A 15,633-nucleotide genomic window follows, 5' to 3' on the forward strand; every position below is an offset into this window, starting at 1 on the left:
AACAGGGGAGTCAATGAACGCCACCTCACAAGCGCTGGTCGTCCCGCTCAATGTGCTGGCTTTTGCCGTCAACGAAAAAGATGCGCACGACGCAACGCCCTATTTTTCCGGCGCGAATACCGTATTCACCGACCAGACCGGCAGCAACCAGGCATTCCTCGGCGCCAACGTCAATCGCAGCCTGATGGGCGCCCCGGCGCAGCCCCTGCAGGCCGGCGTACATGTGCACTGGGCCATGCCGGACGCCCTGACCAAGGCCAACACCAGCGCCGAAGGCACGCTGGCATTCATGGCGACGCCTAACCGCTGGCTGGTGCAACGCTTGCTGATCAGCGGCGGCACGGCAACGCGTTCGTCCTGGGTAGTGCTGAGCGATTTCCTGAATGATGCCCAACCCAGCGGCCAGACCTGCATCACCCTGCCGACCTTTACCGCTGCTTCCGGCCAGGATTATCAGTACAGCGGCGAATACCAGGCCTTCAGCCAGCAATGGACGGAGCCGGTGATTCCCCAAGCGCAGAGTTTCGTCGCCCAGACCGGGCTGGAACTGTCGGCGGTGGCCAGCGGCCAGTCGGTATTTGCCTCGTTTTATCCCAACTGCCGCGGCGTCTTCGGTTTCGCCGACAGCCTGGCCGACCTCAAGCTGCCGCCCAACAGCAGCGTCGAGCTGATGTATACGGTGACCGGCTGGTATAGCAACAACGATAACGACCCCTTGTGCGGCGGCCTCGACCTGACGCAGATCCAGGACGCGCTGGCCTGGACCTTCAGCGATCCGCAGCAGGAGGCGCTGCCGGACTATTCGCTCTACCAGGGCTCGGCGCAGGGCGTCGTCTGGCATCCCGACAAGACCTATTTGCCGGACTATTCGGTCCACCTGCCGCAAATCGCGCTGGATCTCAGCCTCGGCAACAATCCGCCGGAATCCATGTCTTGCTATCTGCAAAACAAGCTGCAGCCGACGCTGCCGGCTTTCCAGCTGCTGCTGAACGCCTACTTCGAAGGCTTGCTGGGGAAGCTGCAACATCCGGCCCCGAACCAGTTTGCCACCCTCAAGGAAGAGCTGCAGGAAAACGGCTTCCAGTCGATCAAGGCGGAATACATTTACACCATCGTCAAGCAGCTTACTACCTACGGCCCGGATGACCGCCCGGTGGTCACCATCGTGCCGGTCGACATCCTGCCGCCCAAGGTCGGCGATGCGCTCAACCTGCTCAACTTCTATGCGCAAGGCGTCCAGCTTCTGCAGGAGAGCCTGGAAAACTATCGCTGGCAGCTGTTTGCCGACTGGTACCGGATCTTCATGGCCATCAGCAGCCAGCAGCAAACCGCCTACAACATCGCTTATCAGAAATACACAGGCCTCGAGGCTCAAACTCAGCAGCTTGCCAACGCCACCGCCGTCCTCAACCAGCAAATTGCACTGGTCAACAGCCAGCTGCCGCCGGGCTGCGCGCTGGAACAGGTGCCGGCGCTGCGTTATTGGCAAGCCAACGACCCGGTGTTCCTGCTGGGCGGCGAAGCCATGCCGCCCGCCGGCCGCTACGGCAGCAACGGCCAGTTCAATGCCAATGGCTACCTGCTGTGCCGCCTGGAAAACCAGTTCATCACCAGCGCCACTGCCAACAAGGTTACGGTCGACGGCGACACGTTTGCCGGCACCAGGCTGCCGCTGCCCAACGCCCTGCCGGCGCCAGATACCTTCAACGCGCTGCTGTCCGAGGCCTTGATATTGAACGCCAGCCTGCTGTCGGCGCTGTGCGCCGTACCGATCAGCTTCGACGACGTGCTGGCGGCGCTGGCCGGACAATCGCCGTTGCTGGCGGTGAGCGGCAGCGCGCCGTCGCCGCTGAGTCTCAGCCACTGGGACGGCAATCCCTGGGTGCCGCTGTTCGCCGCTTGGGAGGTGGAGTTCCAGCCGGTGTTCGCGACCACCGACGACAGCAAGACACAGCTGTACAACTATGCCAGCGACTTTTTCACCAGCCAGTTCACGGTTGAACAGAACAATGGCGCCGCCATCGGCTACGCGCCGCCGACCGATCCGGCCAGCGCCCCCTTCAAGCAGACCTACACGGGCGTATCCATCCTGTCCACCAGCGCCATCAACGGCTTTGTGCAACAGTTGAAGCAGAGCAGCGACCCGGTGCTGCAGAAATGCCTGCAGGCCATCGAACAGCAGAACATGGTGATGCAATCGCTGAGCGGGCTGAATACTGCCTTCCTCATGCAAGACCAGGACCTGCAGCTGAATATCAAGGTGCCGGACGGCTCCGAATATGCGCCGCTGACGCAGGCGGTGGCCCAGGCGCTGGGCGGTTATGCCAGCAGCGCACCGAATTTCAACAGCTACTACAACCCCGTGCGCGCCGGCTTCCTCAAGGTCAACTTGACCCTGATCGACATCTACGGGCAAAAGAAAACCGTGGCGCCGACCACCATCAACATCGCGCAGTCATTGACCGCGACCTACCAGGGCCAGCCGGTTCCAGCCATAGCCTACCTGCCGCCACGCATTTCACAGGCATCGCGCCTGTTGTTCCGCTTCCTGGCGGCGGACGCCACCAATCTTGCGGAAATGAACCTGCATCCCGCCACCACGCCGATCTGCGGCTGGCTGTTGCCTAACCACCTGAGCGGCGCCCTGTTCATCTACGATACCCAGGGCGCCAGCCTGGGGCGTTGTTCCTCAACGACAGCAAGACCCTCATCATGTGGCAGTCGGCGCCCGGCGACGGCCACACCATAGACGAAGACGTGCAGTCGGTGATGCAGGACCAGCAGCCGCAATTGCGCGACCTGGTGATTTCCCTCAGCGCAGCGGCTCCGCAATACTTCAACGACTTCATGGTGGCGATCGACAGCGTCAACGGTTTTGTCGAACCGCAGGACGTTTCCACCAACAACGACCTGGCGGTGCTGATCGGCCGCCCGATCGCCATCGTGCAAACGGCGCTGACCCTGGAACTGAAGGGAACGCCGCAATACAACCAGTCATGGAGCGTGCTCGGCCTCGACGCCGACAAGAATCCCCTGGCCGAAACCGACAACGATTTCAGCAAGGTCGACTTCCCGGTGGTGCTGGGCGACTTGCAAGACCTCAACGATGGCTTGATCGGCTATTTCAAATTCGGCCAGGGCAATTACGACTGGGCGAATTTCTATACCATGGGCGCGCCCGCCGACGGCGGCAACGGCGTCAAGCTTCCCGGGCAAAACACGCTCACCGTGAAGCCTTATCCGGACGTCGGTGGCACCAGCGCCGCCGGCGCTACCAACAGGCAGCTGCTGCTGATCGACCCGCGCGCCGCGGTGCACGCCACCACCGGCATCCTGCCGACCACCGGCATCAGCATTCCCTCGGACATGTATGCCGCGACCCTGAGCAGCCTGGAAATGACTTTCCTGACCTCGCCCGTGCTGTCCGGCAGCAGCGCCTTCAACCTGCCGCTGCCGAACGAAGCCGGCTACCAATGGTCGTGGATACAGGAAAGAATGGTCGACAGCAGCGCGCGCTGGGAGATACGCGGCGATGTCACCAATAGCCAGCCCGACAGCCTGTGGAGCTACACGCCGCAGACCTTGCTGGAAGGCTGGCTGCGCATCAACCCGGACTTGCTCAGCTTCGAAATCTTCAACGCCGACCATAAGGCGATCCTGAAGCAGGGACTGAACGACAAGCTGACGCTGACGATCTCCAACCGCCAGGGCCGGCCGGTCACCTTCTCGCCGGCGCAGCTGGTGGCGGAAGGAACGCCGCCTGCCGGCTCGATTTTCTACCTGCATTTCGGCAGCGCCGTGCCGCAAGCCGCAGTGGCAGGCATTGTCCTGGCGGCGGCCGGCTGGCAGTTTTCATGCATCACCGACAAGCAGTACGGCAGCTACTGGGCCGCCAGCCCGCTGCAGGACGTGGTGCTGGCGGGCGGCGCGAATTTCTCGATCAGCGTCGATCATCTGCAGATTGCTACCGACAAGCAGCAAATCATGGTCTACGCCGACTACTACCAGATCGGCAATGTGAATGACGGCGTCTACCAGGATGTTCTCGGTATCGCACAGCAATAGGACGGCAAGGTATTTGGAGCGCAATCCAGCCATATGCGTGACAGGCGCTCCAGGCAGTTGGCATAGATGTTTGATGGATACGGGACTGGCCGCAAGCCGCCCCGCTGATTGGCTTCGCAGTTGTTCCGCGGTTCCGCACGCATAGGGCGCCGGAAATCGTGATGCGGAATGACATTTCAGCTATTTTCGATGGAGAAGAACATGGACCAAATCAGTTTTACGATCAATAACGGCAGCGCCACCAACACCATCTACATGCCGACCAATGATCCCAGCGTCAACCATATCAGTCTGCTCATCAGCAGCACCACCGCCCTCACCCTGACTGCCGGCACGCCGGTCGAGGAAAGCCAGGCGGCCGGCGCCAACGGCAGCCTGTTCTACCTGCACATCAAGAACCTTGGACTGAGCAGATCGGAACTCAACGATCTGTCGGTCACCCTGGCCGGCTGGAGCGCCAAGGTGTTTGCAGACACGCAAGTGATCTGCCTGACGCCGCAACAGGATACGACCGTGGCCAAAGGCCAGGTGCTGATCGCCGCCATCGGCAGTTTCACCGCCAGCCAGGCGCCCAGCGGCAGCAGCGCCCAGCTGTACATGAGTTTTTATCGCGCCAGCCCGGTCTCCGGCGGCGGCCTGCCGTTCACCTACAACAATGTGGTGACCTTGCAGGCGCCACCTTCGGGCGCGCTGGACTTGCACAATGCGATTGCCGCCACCTTGGTCAACAACACGGTGGTGCAATCGAGCAGCGACTATCCGGCGATTGAAAATACGCTCAACCTGACTTTCGCCCCCGGCCCCAACCCGAAAGTGATCAACGCCGGTCCCAAGACCGTGTTCACGGTCAGCTTCGTCTACGCCACCGACCAGTATGGCTACGGCGCCCTGACCACCATCGAACATGCGCTCGATATCAGCGTCAACGCCGGCGACAATGCCGCCTCCTGGGTCATCACGCCGCCGGCCGCCGGTTCGCAGAATCCAGGCTGGATGCTGCAGCCGCTGGCCGGACAGCCGATCCTGGGCACCAATGCCGGGTCAACCGTCGGCTTTGTGCTGAGCGAAATATTCACCACCTTCCAGGCCGGCGCTACGCTGATGCTGGTCAGCTACAGCGGCGTGCCAGGCTACCAGGACGGCGCCTTCTCGATTCCACTGTACAAGGAAGCGCACGTCTATATCCATTCCCTGCTGGCCACTCCTAATCCGGCGGTGCTCAACCAGGGGCTGGCGACGGTCGACCTGTCATGGAACGCCAGCGGCGCCAGGCTAACCCTGATGCCAGGCATGATCGACGTCAGCGGTAAGCAGACCTATAGCGCGAAAATCGCCGAGTCGACGCAGTTCACCCTGATTTCGCAGGGCGTATCTCCCAGCAACTATGCTTCCAGCGACGTGTTGGTAGAGATTTTCCCGGCGATTAACTGCATCGTGGCGAATCCGCAAAACGTCTACTACAAGGATTTCCCGCACGACGTATTGCTGGACTGGAGCGTGAATTCCAACGACCAGGTAGCGCTCAGCAACAGCGTCAATTCCACCGTGCAGTACCTGCCGCCGAACTACACCACCGGGGTCAGCATCACGCAGCCGCAGATGTTCAGCATCAAGCCGCAAAGCGGCGGCCTGCCCTTGTTCATCGAACGCGACGAGGTCATCTCCGCGTTTGAACTGCAACAGAAGAGCGTCACCCTGAGCAGCACGGCACAGGCCCTGGCCTTGTCGCCAACGGCCAATATCTGCGCCCTGATCCAGCAGAACAGCAATCAGATCCTGATCCTTGAAACCATCACCAATACCCCTTACGGCGCTCCGATCTCGGCCGGCAGCCAGCCGGTGGCGCTCAGCTTTTCGCACGATGGCAGCCAGCTGTTCGTCGCCAACGGCGGCGATTCGACGCTGACGGTATTCGACGTCACCTTCAGCGGCGGCAGCAGCGGCTACGTCTTCACCAAGGTGGGCAGCGACGTTAACCTGTCGGGCGTGCCGGTGGCGCTGCAGGTGTCTGCGGACGACACTTCCGTTTTTGTCAGCAGCAACAGCAGCAACGCCAATCCGGGCACGCTGGACGTGGTGATCAGCACCAACAACAATTATTTTGTCAGCAATAGCGTGCGCTTCACCGGGCAAGTGAGCACGCTTGCCGTATTGCCTTCGTCGGCACAGATTTTCGTGGTCAGCCAGGCCACGCAAAACGTCTATGTGGTGGGCTATGACAGCATCCATCAATCCTACCAATGGGTGCGCACCATAGGCGGTTTTGCCACAGCTGACAAGCTGACCGACATCGCGATCGTCGGCCAGGATGCCGGCACGCTCCTGATCGCCTGCTCGGGCAGCAACAGCGTCTATGCCGTCAGCAAGGAAGTCAACAGCGTGGCAGGCAAGCAGAAGCTCAGCGTCGGCGGCAATCCGACTCGCGTGCTGGCGATTGAAAGCGGCGCCTATGCCTATGTCGCCAACAGCGGCGACAACAGCCTGTCGCTGATATCGTGCTTCAAAGGCAGCGGCCTGTGCAGCGTGCTGGAAAGCAATCTGGCCAACGGCGCCAGCCCGGTTGCGCTGAGCGCTTCGGCGCAAGGCAGCGTGATCTATGTCGCCAACAACGGCCCCAGCCTGAGCGTATGGAGCAATCAGACGTTCACCACGCAGGGATCGACCCTTTCCGCCACCTTGACCACCAGCGTCGCCGCCAGCACGCAATACGTGGTTTCCTGGCATAACTACAACATCCAGATTTCCTATCCGGGCAAGGCCGCCACCCCCGGCCTCTCGGTGTACGACAGGAATACCCAGACCACCAGCGTGGTCAACGCCGGCACGCAATACACGACCTTTGAATTCTGGCCGGACAGCAGCCAGAACACCGCCATTGCCACCGCCTACGGCAGCAATACCTTGCAGATTCTCAGCACCGTCAATTTTGCAACCACCTCGACTGTCTCCCTTTCCAGCTCCAGCACTTGCCGCGCGGTGGCCACGGCGATTTCACCGTTTGGCAACATGATCTTCGTGTTGACCGTCGACACCGGCGGCGTCTACCAGCTGGTAGCCATCGCTTCCAATCCCAAGACCAGCCACTACAGCGTCGTGTCCACCGTCAGCCTGTTCACCCAGCCGGCATCTTCCGGCCATTCGCTGGCGGCGCTGGCGGACGGCTCCAGCGCCTTTGTCACGGATGCCTCGTTTCAAAAACTGTATATCGTATCGCGCACAAAAACCGGGACTTACAATCTCGAAAGCACGACCTATGATTTCATCTACATGCCGCGCGCCATGAACTGCGCGCCGGACGACAGCCAGCTGTACATCTGGATGAACCAAGCCAGCAACAGCGGCTTCGCCAGTTTCAACATCGCCGCACGTACGCTGGAAAACTTCGTCTTGCCGACCTCGGTATCGTTCCAGATCAGCAGCATGACCATCGCGCCTGACGGCTCCAGCCTGTACGTGACCGACACCAACCTCGGGGTCCGGGTGTTTTCCACCGATTCCATGCAAAACACGCAAAACATCAGCTTCCCCGGCGCCAGCTTCCCGATGGGCATTGCGATTGCACCGGACGGATCTGGCTTGTTCACCGCCAACGCCTTCTCTGACAATGTCTCGCTGGCGGCGCAGCTTGCGGCCAGTCCGACCAACCATTCCCAGCGCCTGGCGGCTATGGGCACGGGCGCAGAGTATCTTGGCATTTTCATGCGCGACTATATCGGCGAAACCCCGACCAGCAACAACGGCAGCGGCTGGACCATGTCGCCGGACATTGTGCCCTGGGGCACCCAGACCATGCCGAATGTAGCCGATCTCGGACAGCAGTCCAACTACAACACCGACTATTCCAACAACATCACCCTGGGCCAGTACAACAATGTCTACGTCCGCGGCCTGAATACCGCCAGCGGCGCGCAGACCTCGCGCATCTATTTTTACTGGGTCGATTCCTCCATCATCCTGTTGCCTGGACAATGGAGTCCTTACAATTTCACCTTCAACAGCAATCTGCAAAACTGGCTCGACGTCACCGCGCAAAAGACCAACGACATCGCCTACAGCCCGGCGCCGCTGTCCTGGAAACCGTCGCCAAGCTATCCGCATTACTGCCTGGTCACCTGGGTAGACAATACGGCCAATCCAAGCCCGCCCGATCTGTCCCAGTGGGCCAATTTCGCCAGCTGGACCGATCTTGGGAATTTCATCCTGGCGCATCCCAACATGGCTTGGCGCAATACCAATGATGTCGCGGTGGCGACCCAGTTCATGAATGCGCAGACGCGTGTCGCCGGCGTCGCCGCTGGCGGCCAGGTGACGGTCGGCGTGATGATGGCCGGCATTCCGACCGATGGCCAGGGGACGATCCAGTTCACCCTGATCAACAGCAACGGCACCATCAGCTATTCTTCGCCGGTGCACAAGATCGACACCAATACCTTCTCCCAGACCATCCAATGGCCGGCAAACGCGCCTGACCCTATCCTGACCTATACCTACAATCCGACCAGCGGCAAGTTGCAGGGTGGGGAAAAGATCACCGCGTTTACGGCCTTCGTGCCGCCGATGATGCTGAAGAAGAGCCTGCTCTTGCGCGCGCCGCATTTGCTGATCGACGTCCAGAATGCACAGTTTGAAGGGGTGCAGGAAATGCTGTTGGGCACCGTCAGGTTCCAGTTCACCGGACATTGACGGCGCCTGGCATCCCGAACGGCATGGCGCCGGCGGGATGCCGCTTCAGGCCTTGGCGGCTCAATGCCTTGCTTGCGCGATCTGGTCCAGTCCCGATGCGTGCAAGGCATCGCCTGGCTTGGGGAAGAATTTTGCCCGCAACTGTACCAGCTGGGCTTCCTGGTCTTGCGGCGCCAAGCCTTGGGCCTGGACCTGGTCGCGTTGTGCGGCATATTGATCGTAATTGGCTTGCCAGGCCCGGTTCTGCTGTTCCTGCGCCACAAAGCGGTCGGCGAATTCGGCGCCTTTCAGCTCGGCGACTTGCGTCCGCATGGCATCGGGCGACAGATTCTGTTGCCGTATCCGGTCGACCGCGGCAAACCATTGCTGTTGCTGCTGCTCCTGCTGTTCAACCGCACGCTCGCCCGGCGGCAGGTTTTGCGCGATCTCTTGCAGGCGCCGCTTGCGTTCTGCCTCGCTCAGGGTTTTGTCCTGCGCAATGCGGGCACGCGCGACAAAGGCCAGCATGACCTGGTCTTCTTCGCCGAAAAAAGGCCCGCTCCACTCTGCCAGGAAGCGGCGCCGCAATCCGGCGCGCTGCTCGACAAACGATTGCAGGCTGGCGGCATCGACTGCGCTGATGCCTGCAGTTGCGCCGCCGGCGGCGACAGCCGGCGAGATATTGCCGGGAACGGCGGCGAGCTGCGTCAGGGCCGCCAGGTAGGCGCCGTAATTTTCCCACAAGGCTGCCGCTTCGCCTGCGGCCGGCTTGCCACCCAGCTGCAGCTTGATTTGCTGCCCGACCAGGGCATCCAGCTGGCGCGGATTCAGCACGCTTTGCGCCGTCAGGAAGTAATCGAAGAAATCGCGCACGTCGCGCTTGCGTTCCAGCCGCCCCTGCAGATTGACTGGCAAGAGCGGCGCGGCGGTACCTTGCAGCATCTGCGGCCAGGCCGGCGTTGCCGGATCGGCGCCGGCTGCAGCGATGATGACGGCCGGCGCCACCGTCGGCATCGCTGCCGCCGTGCTGGCCGGCGCCAGCCAATAGATGGCCGCCGCGCAGATCGCCGCCACCATGACGGCGGCGCCCATGAACAGGCTACGGCGCTTGCCGCCGGCTGGATTGCTCAATGACATATGCCGGCTCCGTTCTTATAGCTTGGCGTTCTTGAGGCGCTCGACATGGGTGCGGATCACCGCCACCGGATCTTCTGCATTCCCGCCTAGTATGCCGGCAATCTGATTGACTTCATCCAGATGGTTCCATTTGAAGGCCGTGCCGATCACCTGGCCGAACTTGCTGCGGCATACCGGCACCATGCCGTCGTTGTCGCCCAGGCCGAAAGCCACCGTCGGCAGCCCCACTGTCGCCAGGCCGGCGGTAGTGCCGTCCAGCAGCAACGCGGTATCGAGCGGCACGCCGAACACGGTTGTCAGGCTGACGTCATGCGGCAACGGGCCGCGGAATGCGCTGCCGCTCCATGAGTAAAGCTGTTGCACGTTGCCATCGATAGTCTGGCTACTGGCGCCGCTGGCGCAACTTTTCGGATCGCCCAGCCCGGCCGAGGAATATTTCAGATTGAAGGCCGCCGCGCCGGCGCTGTTGAGCACGCCCAGCGTGCCGAATGCGTCCTGATCCGGATTGCCCTGGATGATCAGGCCCAGGATAGACGCCAGCGGCGTCAGCACTGCGCGTACCGCCGTACCGAAACCGAGGTTGTCGACGACACCGATGGCGCCGCTGATCACGTCCGCCAACGGCGCCCCCCAATGCGGGGTGCCGATGGTGGTTACCGAGGCCACCCGGTCCGGCGCAATCTGCGCCACATAGCGCACCGTGAAGCCGCCCTGGCTGTGGCCGATCAGGTTGACCTTCTGGCCGGGTGCGACCTTGTTGATGAAATCCAGCAGATCCTGGCCGCGCGCAGCTTCGCCATCGATGGTCCGGACCGAGGCCACATAGACTTTGGCGCCATGCCGCTGCAAGTCTTCGACAATGCCGTACCAATACGGGAAGCCCTGGAACGAAGGCCCCTTCAGGTAATCGTCGGTGCCGAACAGGCCGTTGACCAGGATCACGGGATATTGCGTGGCGGCCGAGGTGGCCGGATCGCTCGCAGCTGTACTGGCCGGATTGCCGAAAGCGGCGTCGAGCCAGCCGGCATGGGCGGCGCCAATGCCATTCACAGCCAGCAGCGACGCCAGCAAGCCATAACGCAGGAAGGTTTTTTTCATGACAGTCTCCGGTTTGTTTTTAATTTCGTTTTAAACGCGATTGAGCAAACTTGAGCAAGCAAGAGATGCCGCTTCCTCGCCAGAACACTTGCAACAATCACATTGTTTTCTCGCAAGGAAATCTTAAGGCACACGGCGGCGGATGGCGTTGACCGAAACGGACAATGATTTCGCATTTCTGACAGCAGGAAGAAAATTGCCCGAGAGAAATGAATGTGCACTTGCCAGATGGCCGGCCTGGCGGCATGATGATTTCAATATCGGCAGCAGCAATTTGATCTTGGATGGTAGTGATTTGATAAATTTCCACATGCCAGAAACCAGGCCAGCCATCCCCATTCGCGGTTTTGTTTCCAGTGCGTATGTGCGCGTGCTTTACGAATATCTCGATCGCCAGGGTGTGGATGCGGCCGCCCTGCTGGGTGAAGCGGCGCCGGAAATCGTCGACCGCGGCCTGCGCCGCTACCCGCGCGAACGTTGGTCAGCCATGCTGGAACTGACCGCCCGCCGCCTCAACGATCCGCTGCTCGGCCTGCGCATAGGGCAGACCATCACCACCGCCCATTTCGGCATGATGGGCTATGTGCTGGCCGCCTGCCCGCAGCTGGAAGCGGCGATGTCGCGCATGATCGAGTACGGCCGCCTGCTGTATGAAACCAGCCCGCTGCATATCAGCCGCCAGGGCGACGAACTGGTGTTTGAATGGGGCTTGAGCCATGGCTGTCCGGGGCCGCTGGTGGACGAGTGCTGGATCGCTTCCCTGTATGCGATTATCCGCAACATTGCCGCGCAGCCGGTCAAGCTGACCCTGGTCGGCTTCATCAACCCGGCACCGCCTGATCTCCAGCCTTATACCGACTGGTTCGGCTGTCCGGTGCTGTTCAGCCAGGCCACCACCACAGTCCGTTTCGAGGTGGCGCTGCTGGCGCTGCCCTTGCGGCAGTCGGATGAAATGCTGGTGCGGGTGCTGGAGCTGCAGGCCAACGCGCTGCTGGCCGAACGCCGCAAACCGACGATTTCGAACAGGCGGTACGGCGTTGCATCCTGCAGCTGATACGCGAAGGCGAACCGGAACTGGAGCAAGTGGCGCGGGAACTGCACGTCACCGAACGGACGCTGCGGCGCCGTCTGGACGACAGCGGCACCAATTTCCGCGCCCTGCGGGAGCATATCCGCCATCGCATGGCGGAAAAATACCTGCTCGATCCGCGCCTCAAGCTCAACGAAATCGCGCAGCTGCTAGGCTACTCCGAACCCAGCACCTTCACCCGGGCGTTCAAGCGCTGGACCGGGCTGACGCCGCACAGTTACCAGCAGCAGATATTGCACGGCAGCTGAGCAACACCGGTCGACAGCTAGGCGTGAATCAGATTGAAAGTCTTGCCCAATGTTTTGCCGGCTAACCCTGCTTGAAGCTGACGCCTTCCTTCTTGCCATGGTCTTTTCTGCGCACCACGACGGTGCCGGCCATCTTGTCGTGCCAGCCTTGCTTCCGTTTGTCGAAGGCGACCCATATGAAGCCCAGGCACAGGCCTAACGCAGAAACGTAATAGCCGATATAGCGCACAACCAGTTGCATTGGCTGCGGATTCCCGCCGGTCGCGGCGTCGACAATCTTCGCGCCTATCATCATTTTTCCTGGCGTGCTTTGCTTCACCAGCCAGAATGCAAGGACGGCGGCAATCGGCAGTATCCATTCAAACAGGACGCCGCCGTAGCCCTTGAAAATACGCTCATCTTCCCAGTATGCGCTGCCGTAGATCGCCAGCATGACCGGGATGATCACCGCCGTGAGCAACGCCGTATCGACCAGGCTGGCCAGCATGCGGGCCCAGAATCCAACGTACTCCAGTTCCTGCTCAGATTGCGCTTGCTCCATATGACGGCCTTTGCGGTGAGCGCTACGATTCAGATTGAATGAATTGCTAATTGCTACTTGATACGCTGCTTTTCCAGCTTGCGCGCCAGTGTACGGCGATGCATGCCGAGGCGGCGCGCCGTCTCGGAAATATTGAAACCGGTTTCCACCAGCACTTCGTGGATGCGCTCCCATTCCAGCGTCTTGATCGAGGTCGAGCGGGTGCTCAGTTCAAGCTCGGCGACCCCGGCGACGTGGCCGAAAGCAGCCTCGATGTCGTCGGTATTGGAAGGCTTGGCCAGGTACTGGCAGGCACCCAGCTTGATCGCTTCCACCGCCGTGGTGATGCTGGCGAAACCGGTCAGCACCACGATCAGCATGGCCGGATCGTGCTTGTGCAGCATCTGCACGCAAGCCAGCCCGGAGGTATTGTCGCTCAGCTTGAGGTCGACTACCGCATAGCCTGGCGAATGCTGCTGCAACAGCTGCGCAGCCTCGTCCAGGTTGGCGGCCAGCAGCACCTTATAGTCGCGCCGTTCAAATGAACGGCCGAGCGTGCGCGCGAATGTGGCATCGTCTTCGATAATCAGCAGCAGACGATCAGCCGGCATGTTCTGTTTCTCCTTGTTCCAGGCTGATGGCCGCCAGCGGCAGCGTCAGTTGCACCAGCGCCCCGCCCTGCGGCCGGTTGCTGGCGCTGAAAGTGCCGCCCAGCTTGCGGGCGACGTTGACCACAAAAAACAGCCCGAGGCCGCTGCCCGGCCGTCCTTTGCTGGACTGGTAAGGCTTGCCGACCTGGGCCAGGATCGCCGGCAGGAAGCCCGGGCCGCTATCGGTGACTACCAGGATCACGGCGTCGCCTTCGCGCGACGCTTCCAGGCTGACCCATTGCGGCGAAGCTTCCAGGGCATTGTCGAGGACGTTGCAGATCATCTGCTTGAGCGCAGAATCGAAGGCCACCGGAATGTCTTGCTCGATGCGGTTTTCGTAGGCGAACGAGACCACCGGCCGGGTCGCCCCCCACTCTCTTGCCAGGTCGTTCAGGAAAGTATTGATGGTGGTCTTGACGGACGACTCGCCGCGCGCTTCGCCGGCCGACAGCAAGATGCCGCTGACGATGCTCTTGCAGCGCTGCAGCTGGGTTTGCATGTCGCCGATTTCTTCCAGCAGCTCTCGGTTCTGGCTGAACTCGGGCATGCGTCGCCAGTCGCCCAGGATCACCGACAGCGTGGCCAGCGGCGTGCCCAGTTCATGCGCAGCGCCGGATGCCAGCAAGCCCATGCGCACGATGTGATCTTCCTCGGCCGCGCGCTGGCGCAATTCAGCCAGCTGGGCGTCGCCGGCGCGCAGGTTGCGGTTGATGCGGGTAATGAAAAACACCAGCAGCGCGGCGTTCATCACAAAACACATCAGCATGCCTTCGACGTACAGGCTGGACAAGCCGTTGATGTGGTCGGGCGGAAACGCCAGCGGCTCGGAAAACAGCGAGAGGCCGGCCAGGCACAAGCTGGTGATGGCGACCATGGTCCAGGTCGACCAGGCTTCCAGCAGCACGGCGCTGAGAATCACCTGCAGCAGGAACAGGAAGGCAAAGGGATTGGTGGTGCCGCCGCTGAGATATAGCTGGGCGGTCAGGATGCCGACATCGACCAGCAGCGCCAGGAACAGTTCGCCGTTGGTGGCGACACGGCGCTCGTGCCAGCGCAGGTGGCTGGCGATATTGAAGGCGACCAGGCAGGCCAGCACTTTCAGCATGTGCGGCAAGGGCAGCTGGATGCCAAAACCGAGGATGACCACGGCGATCGTAGTGATCTGGCCGATGACGGCAATCCAGCGCAGCTGGATCAGCTGCAGCATGTTCTTGTGGCCGGCGCCGTTTTCCACGCCCGCCGCCACAGTCCAGCGCTGTTTCAAGTTTTCTGTATTTGCAAGAATATCAATTTTGCTTGCCATCTTCACTTTCACTTTGGTCCTTGCCGGCCGCGTTGCCGGTCGTATTGCCGTCTTTCCGTGGCAATTTCCGTTCTTCCCGCACGACCCAGTAGCAGGCGCCCGCCACCATCAAAGCGAGAGCATACCAAGTGAGAGCATAAACCAAGTGGCTGTTGTGAAAGGCAATTACTGTCAAACCGGCGACCGGACGCAGGCCATCGCCGATCTCCTGTGCGGCAGGCTGGCGTACCGCTTCGGCGTCGACAAAGTAAGGCGCAGCCCGGTCCAGGCCGCGCGCCGCCGCTATCGCCTGCACATCGCGTGAATACCAGCGGTTGCCGGCAGGGTCGTTGTGGCGCAGGAAACCGCCGCCCGGCTCGCTGATGCGCAACAAACCGTTGACGATGACCGGTGCGGATTCGGCGACCACCACCACGGATTCGGGTGTAGCGGTCGGCACGAAGCCGCGGTTGACCAGCACCGTGCTGCCATCGGCGCTGCGCAACGGTGTCAGCAGCCAGTAGCCGCCACCCAGCTCGGTGGCGGCCTGGACCCGGGTGGTCAACGCGTACAGATAATTGCCGCTTACGCTTACATGGCGGTATTCGTCGGACTCGGCTGTGATGTGCGGCCATTGCTGCGGTCCTGGAGCTTTAACGGCGGGGGCATGGACGCGGGCGTCGACGCGCTGGATCAGGTCCAGCTTCCACTGCAGACGCTTGAGCTGCCAGCTGCCGAGGGCAAAGAATCCAGCAAACAGCAGCACGGCGCAGGCCAGCAACGTGATTTTAGCGGCGCTGGAGCGCGAACGCGGCGCCGTTGCCGGCGCCGCGTTCTGGTTTGCCGCAGACTGCGGCACCGGCGGTTCTGCTTTCATCGCA

The 15,633-nt window shown here is 61.4% G+C and carries 12 protein-coding genes; 5 read left to right on the forward strand and 7 right to left on the reverse strand.

The features are described 5' to 3' along the window. The first annotated feature begins 13 nt into the window (after window positions 1-13). The 3 genes from CPter91_RS12725 to CPter91_RS12735 all read left to right on the forward strand — a co-directional run bounded on the left by CPter91_RS12725 (window position 14) and on the right by CPter91_RS12735 (window position 8,748). Complete coding sequence (locus CPter91_RS12725) at window positions 14-2,749, forward strand: hypothetical protein (RefSeq protein WP_061940777.1); 2,736 nt, start codon at window positions 14-16, stop codon at window positions 2,747-2,749. Then, window positions 2,713-4,065, forward strand: a complete 1,353-nt coding sequence (locus tag CPter91_RS12730; protein ID WP_061940780.1) for a hypothetical protein — start codon at window positions 2,713-2,715, stop codon at window positions 4,063-4,065. Before CPter91_RS12725 ends, CPter91_RS12730 begins: the two co-directional genes overlap by 37 nt. A gap of 201 nt (window positions 4,066-4,266) precedes the next feature. Beyond that, window positions 4,267-8,748, forward strand: a complete 4,482-nt coding sequence (locus CPter91_RS12735; RefSeq protein WP_061940783.1) for a YncE family protein — start codon at window positions 4,267-4,269, stop codon at window positions 8,746-8,748. Between the two features lie 60 nt (window positions 8,749-8,808). Here the strand turns inward: CPter91_RS12735 and CPter91_RS12740 are convergent, their stop codons facing one another. The 3 genes from CPter91_RS12740 to CPter91_RS26940 all read right to left on the reverse strand — a co-directional run bounded on the left by CPter91_RS12740 (window position 8,809) and on the right by CPter91_RS26940 (window position 11,274). Beyond that, window positions 8,809-9,864, reverse strand: coding sequence for a lipase secretion chaperone (locus CPter91_RS12740; RefSeq protein ID WP_061940786.1), 1,056 nt, complete (start codon window positions 9,862-9,864; stop codon window positions 8,809-8,811). 15 nt (window positions 9,865-9,879) lie between these two features. After that, window positions 9,880-10,962 (reverse strand): esterase/lipase family protein, encoded by a 1,083-nt coding sequence (locus tag CPter91_RS12745; protein ID WP_061940789.1) that lies wholly within the window; start codon window positions 10,960-10,962, stop codon window positions 9,880-9,882. Between the two features lie 123 nt (window positions 10,963-11,085). Continuing rightward, window positions 11,086-11,274: a hypothetical protein gene (locus tag CPter91_RS26940; protein ID WP_167595163.1), complete on the reverse strand. Its 189-nt coding sequence runs from the start codon at window positions 11,272-11,274 to the stop codon at window positions 11,086-11,088. On the opposite strand from CPter91_RS26940, the gene CPter91_RS12750 reads away from it, so the two are divergent. Together CPter91_RS12750 and CPter91_RS12755 are read left to right on the forward strand one after the other, a co-directional pair. After that, a complete protein-coding gene (locus tag CPter91_RS12750) occupies window positions 11,273-12,016 on the forward strand; it encodes an AraC family transcriptional regulator (protein ID WP_167595164.1) in 744 nt (247 codons plus the stop codon). The genes CPter91_RS26940 and CPter91_RS12750 overlap by 2 nt on opposite strands. Before the next feature lie 29 nt (window positions 12,017-12,045). Further along, on the forward strand, window positions 12,046-12,300 hold the full coding sequence (locus CPter91_RS12755; protein WP_061940795.1) for a helix-turn-helix transcriptional regulator: 255 nt from the start codon (window positions 12,046-12,048) through the stop codon (window positions 12,298-12,300). 61 nt (window positions 12,301-12,361) lie between these two features. Here CPter91_RS12755 and CPter91_RS12760 read toward each other — a convergent pair whose 3' ends face one another. Genes CPter91_RS12760 through CPter91_RS12775 form a run of 4 tightly spaced genes read right to left on the reverse strand, consistent with a single transcriptional unit; the run spans window position 12,362 to window position 15,629 of the window. Continuing rightward, entirely contained in the window at window positions 12,362-12,841 is a 480-nt protein-coding gene (locus CPter91_RS12760; protein ID WP_061940798.1) for an RDD family protein, read from the reverse strand. A gap of 53 nt (window positions 12,842-12,894) precedes the next feature. Continuing rightward, window positions 12,895-13,431 carry a response regulator transcription factor gene (locus CPter91_RS12765; RefSeq protein WP_061940801.1) on the reverse strand — a complete coding sequence of 179 codons (537 nt, stop codon included), beginning with the start codon at window positions 13,429-13,431 and terminating at the stop codon, window positions 12,895-12,897. Further along, complete coding sequence (locus tag CPter91_RS12770) at window positions 13,421-14,773, reverse strand: ATP-binding protein (protein ID WP_061940804.1); 1,353 nt, start codon at window positions 14,771-14,773, stop codon at window positions 13,421-13,423. Before CPter91_RS12770 ends, CPter91_RS12765 begins: the two co-directional genes overlap by 11 nt. Beyond that, window positions 14,757-15,629 (reverse strand): SURF1 family protein, encoded by an 873-nt coding sequence (locus tag CPter91_RS12775; protein WP_061940808.1) that lies wholly within the window; start codon window positions 15,627-15,629, stop codon window positions 14,757-14,759. Before CPter91_RS12775 ends, CPter91_RS12770 begins: the two co-directional genes overlap by 17 nt. Between the last annotated feature and the right edge of the window lie 4 nt (window positions 15,630-15,633).

Origin of the sequence: Collimonas pratensis, assembly GCF_001584185.1 — a bacterium.
GTDB classification, from domain to species: domain Bacteria; phylum Pseudomonadota; class Gammaproteobacteria; order Burkholderiales; family Burkholderiaceae_D; genus Collimonas; species Collimonas pratensis.

What these genes read in the sequence shown, in the direction of transcription:
- CPter91_RS12770 (WP_061940804.1), bottom strand. Translation starts at nt 14,773, where the DNA reads ATGGCAAGCAAAATTGATATTCTTGCAAATACAGAAAACTTGAAACAG.
- CPter91_RS26940 (WP_167595163.1), bottom strand. Translation starts at nt 11,274, where the DNA reads ATGTGGAAATTTATCAAATCACTACCATCCAAGATCAAATTGCTGCTG.
- CPter91_RS12760 (WP_061940798.1), bottom strand. Translation starts at nt 12,841, where the DNA reads ATGGAGCAAGCGCAATCTGAGCAGGAACTGGAGTACGTTGGATTCTGG.
- CPter91_RS12775 (WP_061940808.1), bottom strand. Translation starts at nt 15,629, where the DNA reads ATGAAAGCAGAACCGCCGGTGCCGCAGTCTGCGGCAAACCAGAACGCG.
- CPter91_RS12730 (WP_061940780.1), top strand. Translation starts at nt 2,713, where the DNA reads ATGTGGCAGTCGGCGCCCGGCGACGGCCACACCATAGACGAAGACGTG.
- CPter91_RS12725 (WP_061940777.1), top strand. Translation starts at nt 14, where the DNA reads ATGAACGCCACCTCACAAGCGCTGGTCGTCCCGCTCAATGTGCTGGCT.
- CPter91_RS12735 (WP_061940783.1), top strand. Translation starts at nt 4,267, where the DNA reads ATGGACCAAATCAGTTTTACGATCAATAACGGCAGCGCCACCAACACC.
- CPter91_RS12750 (WP_167595164.1), top strand. Translation starts at nt 11,273, where the DNA reads ATGCCAGAAACCAGGCCAGCCATCCCCATTCGCGGTTTTGTTTCCAGT.
- CPter91_RS12740 (WP_061940786.1), bottom strand. Translation starts at nt 9,864, where the DNA reads ATGTCATTGAGCAATCCAGCCGGCGGCAAGCGCCGTAGCCTGTTCATG.
- CPter91_RS12745 (WP_061940789.1), bottom strand. Translation starts at nt 10,962, where the DNA reads ATGAAAAAAACCTTCCTGCGTTATGGCTTGCTGGCGTCGCTGCTGGCT.
- CPter91_RS12765 (WP_061940801.1), bottom strand. Translation starts at nt 13,431, where the DNA reads ATGCCGGCTGATCGTCTGCTGCTGATTATCGAAGACGATGCCACATTC.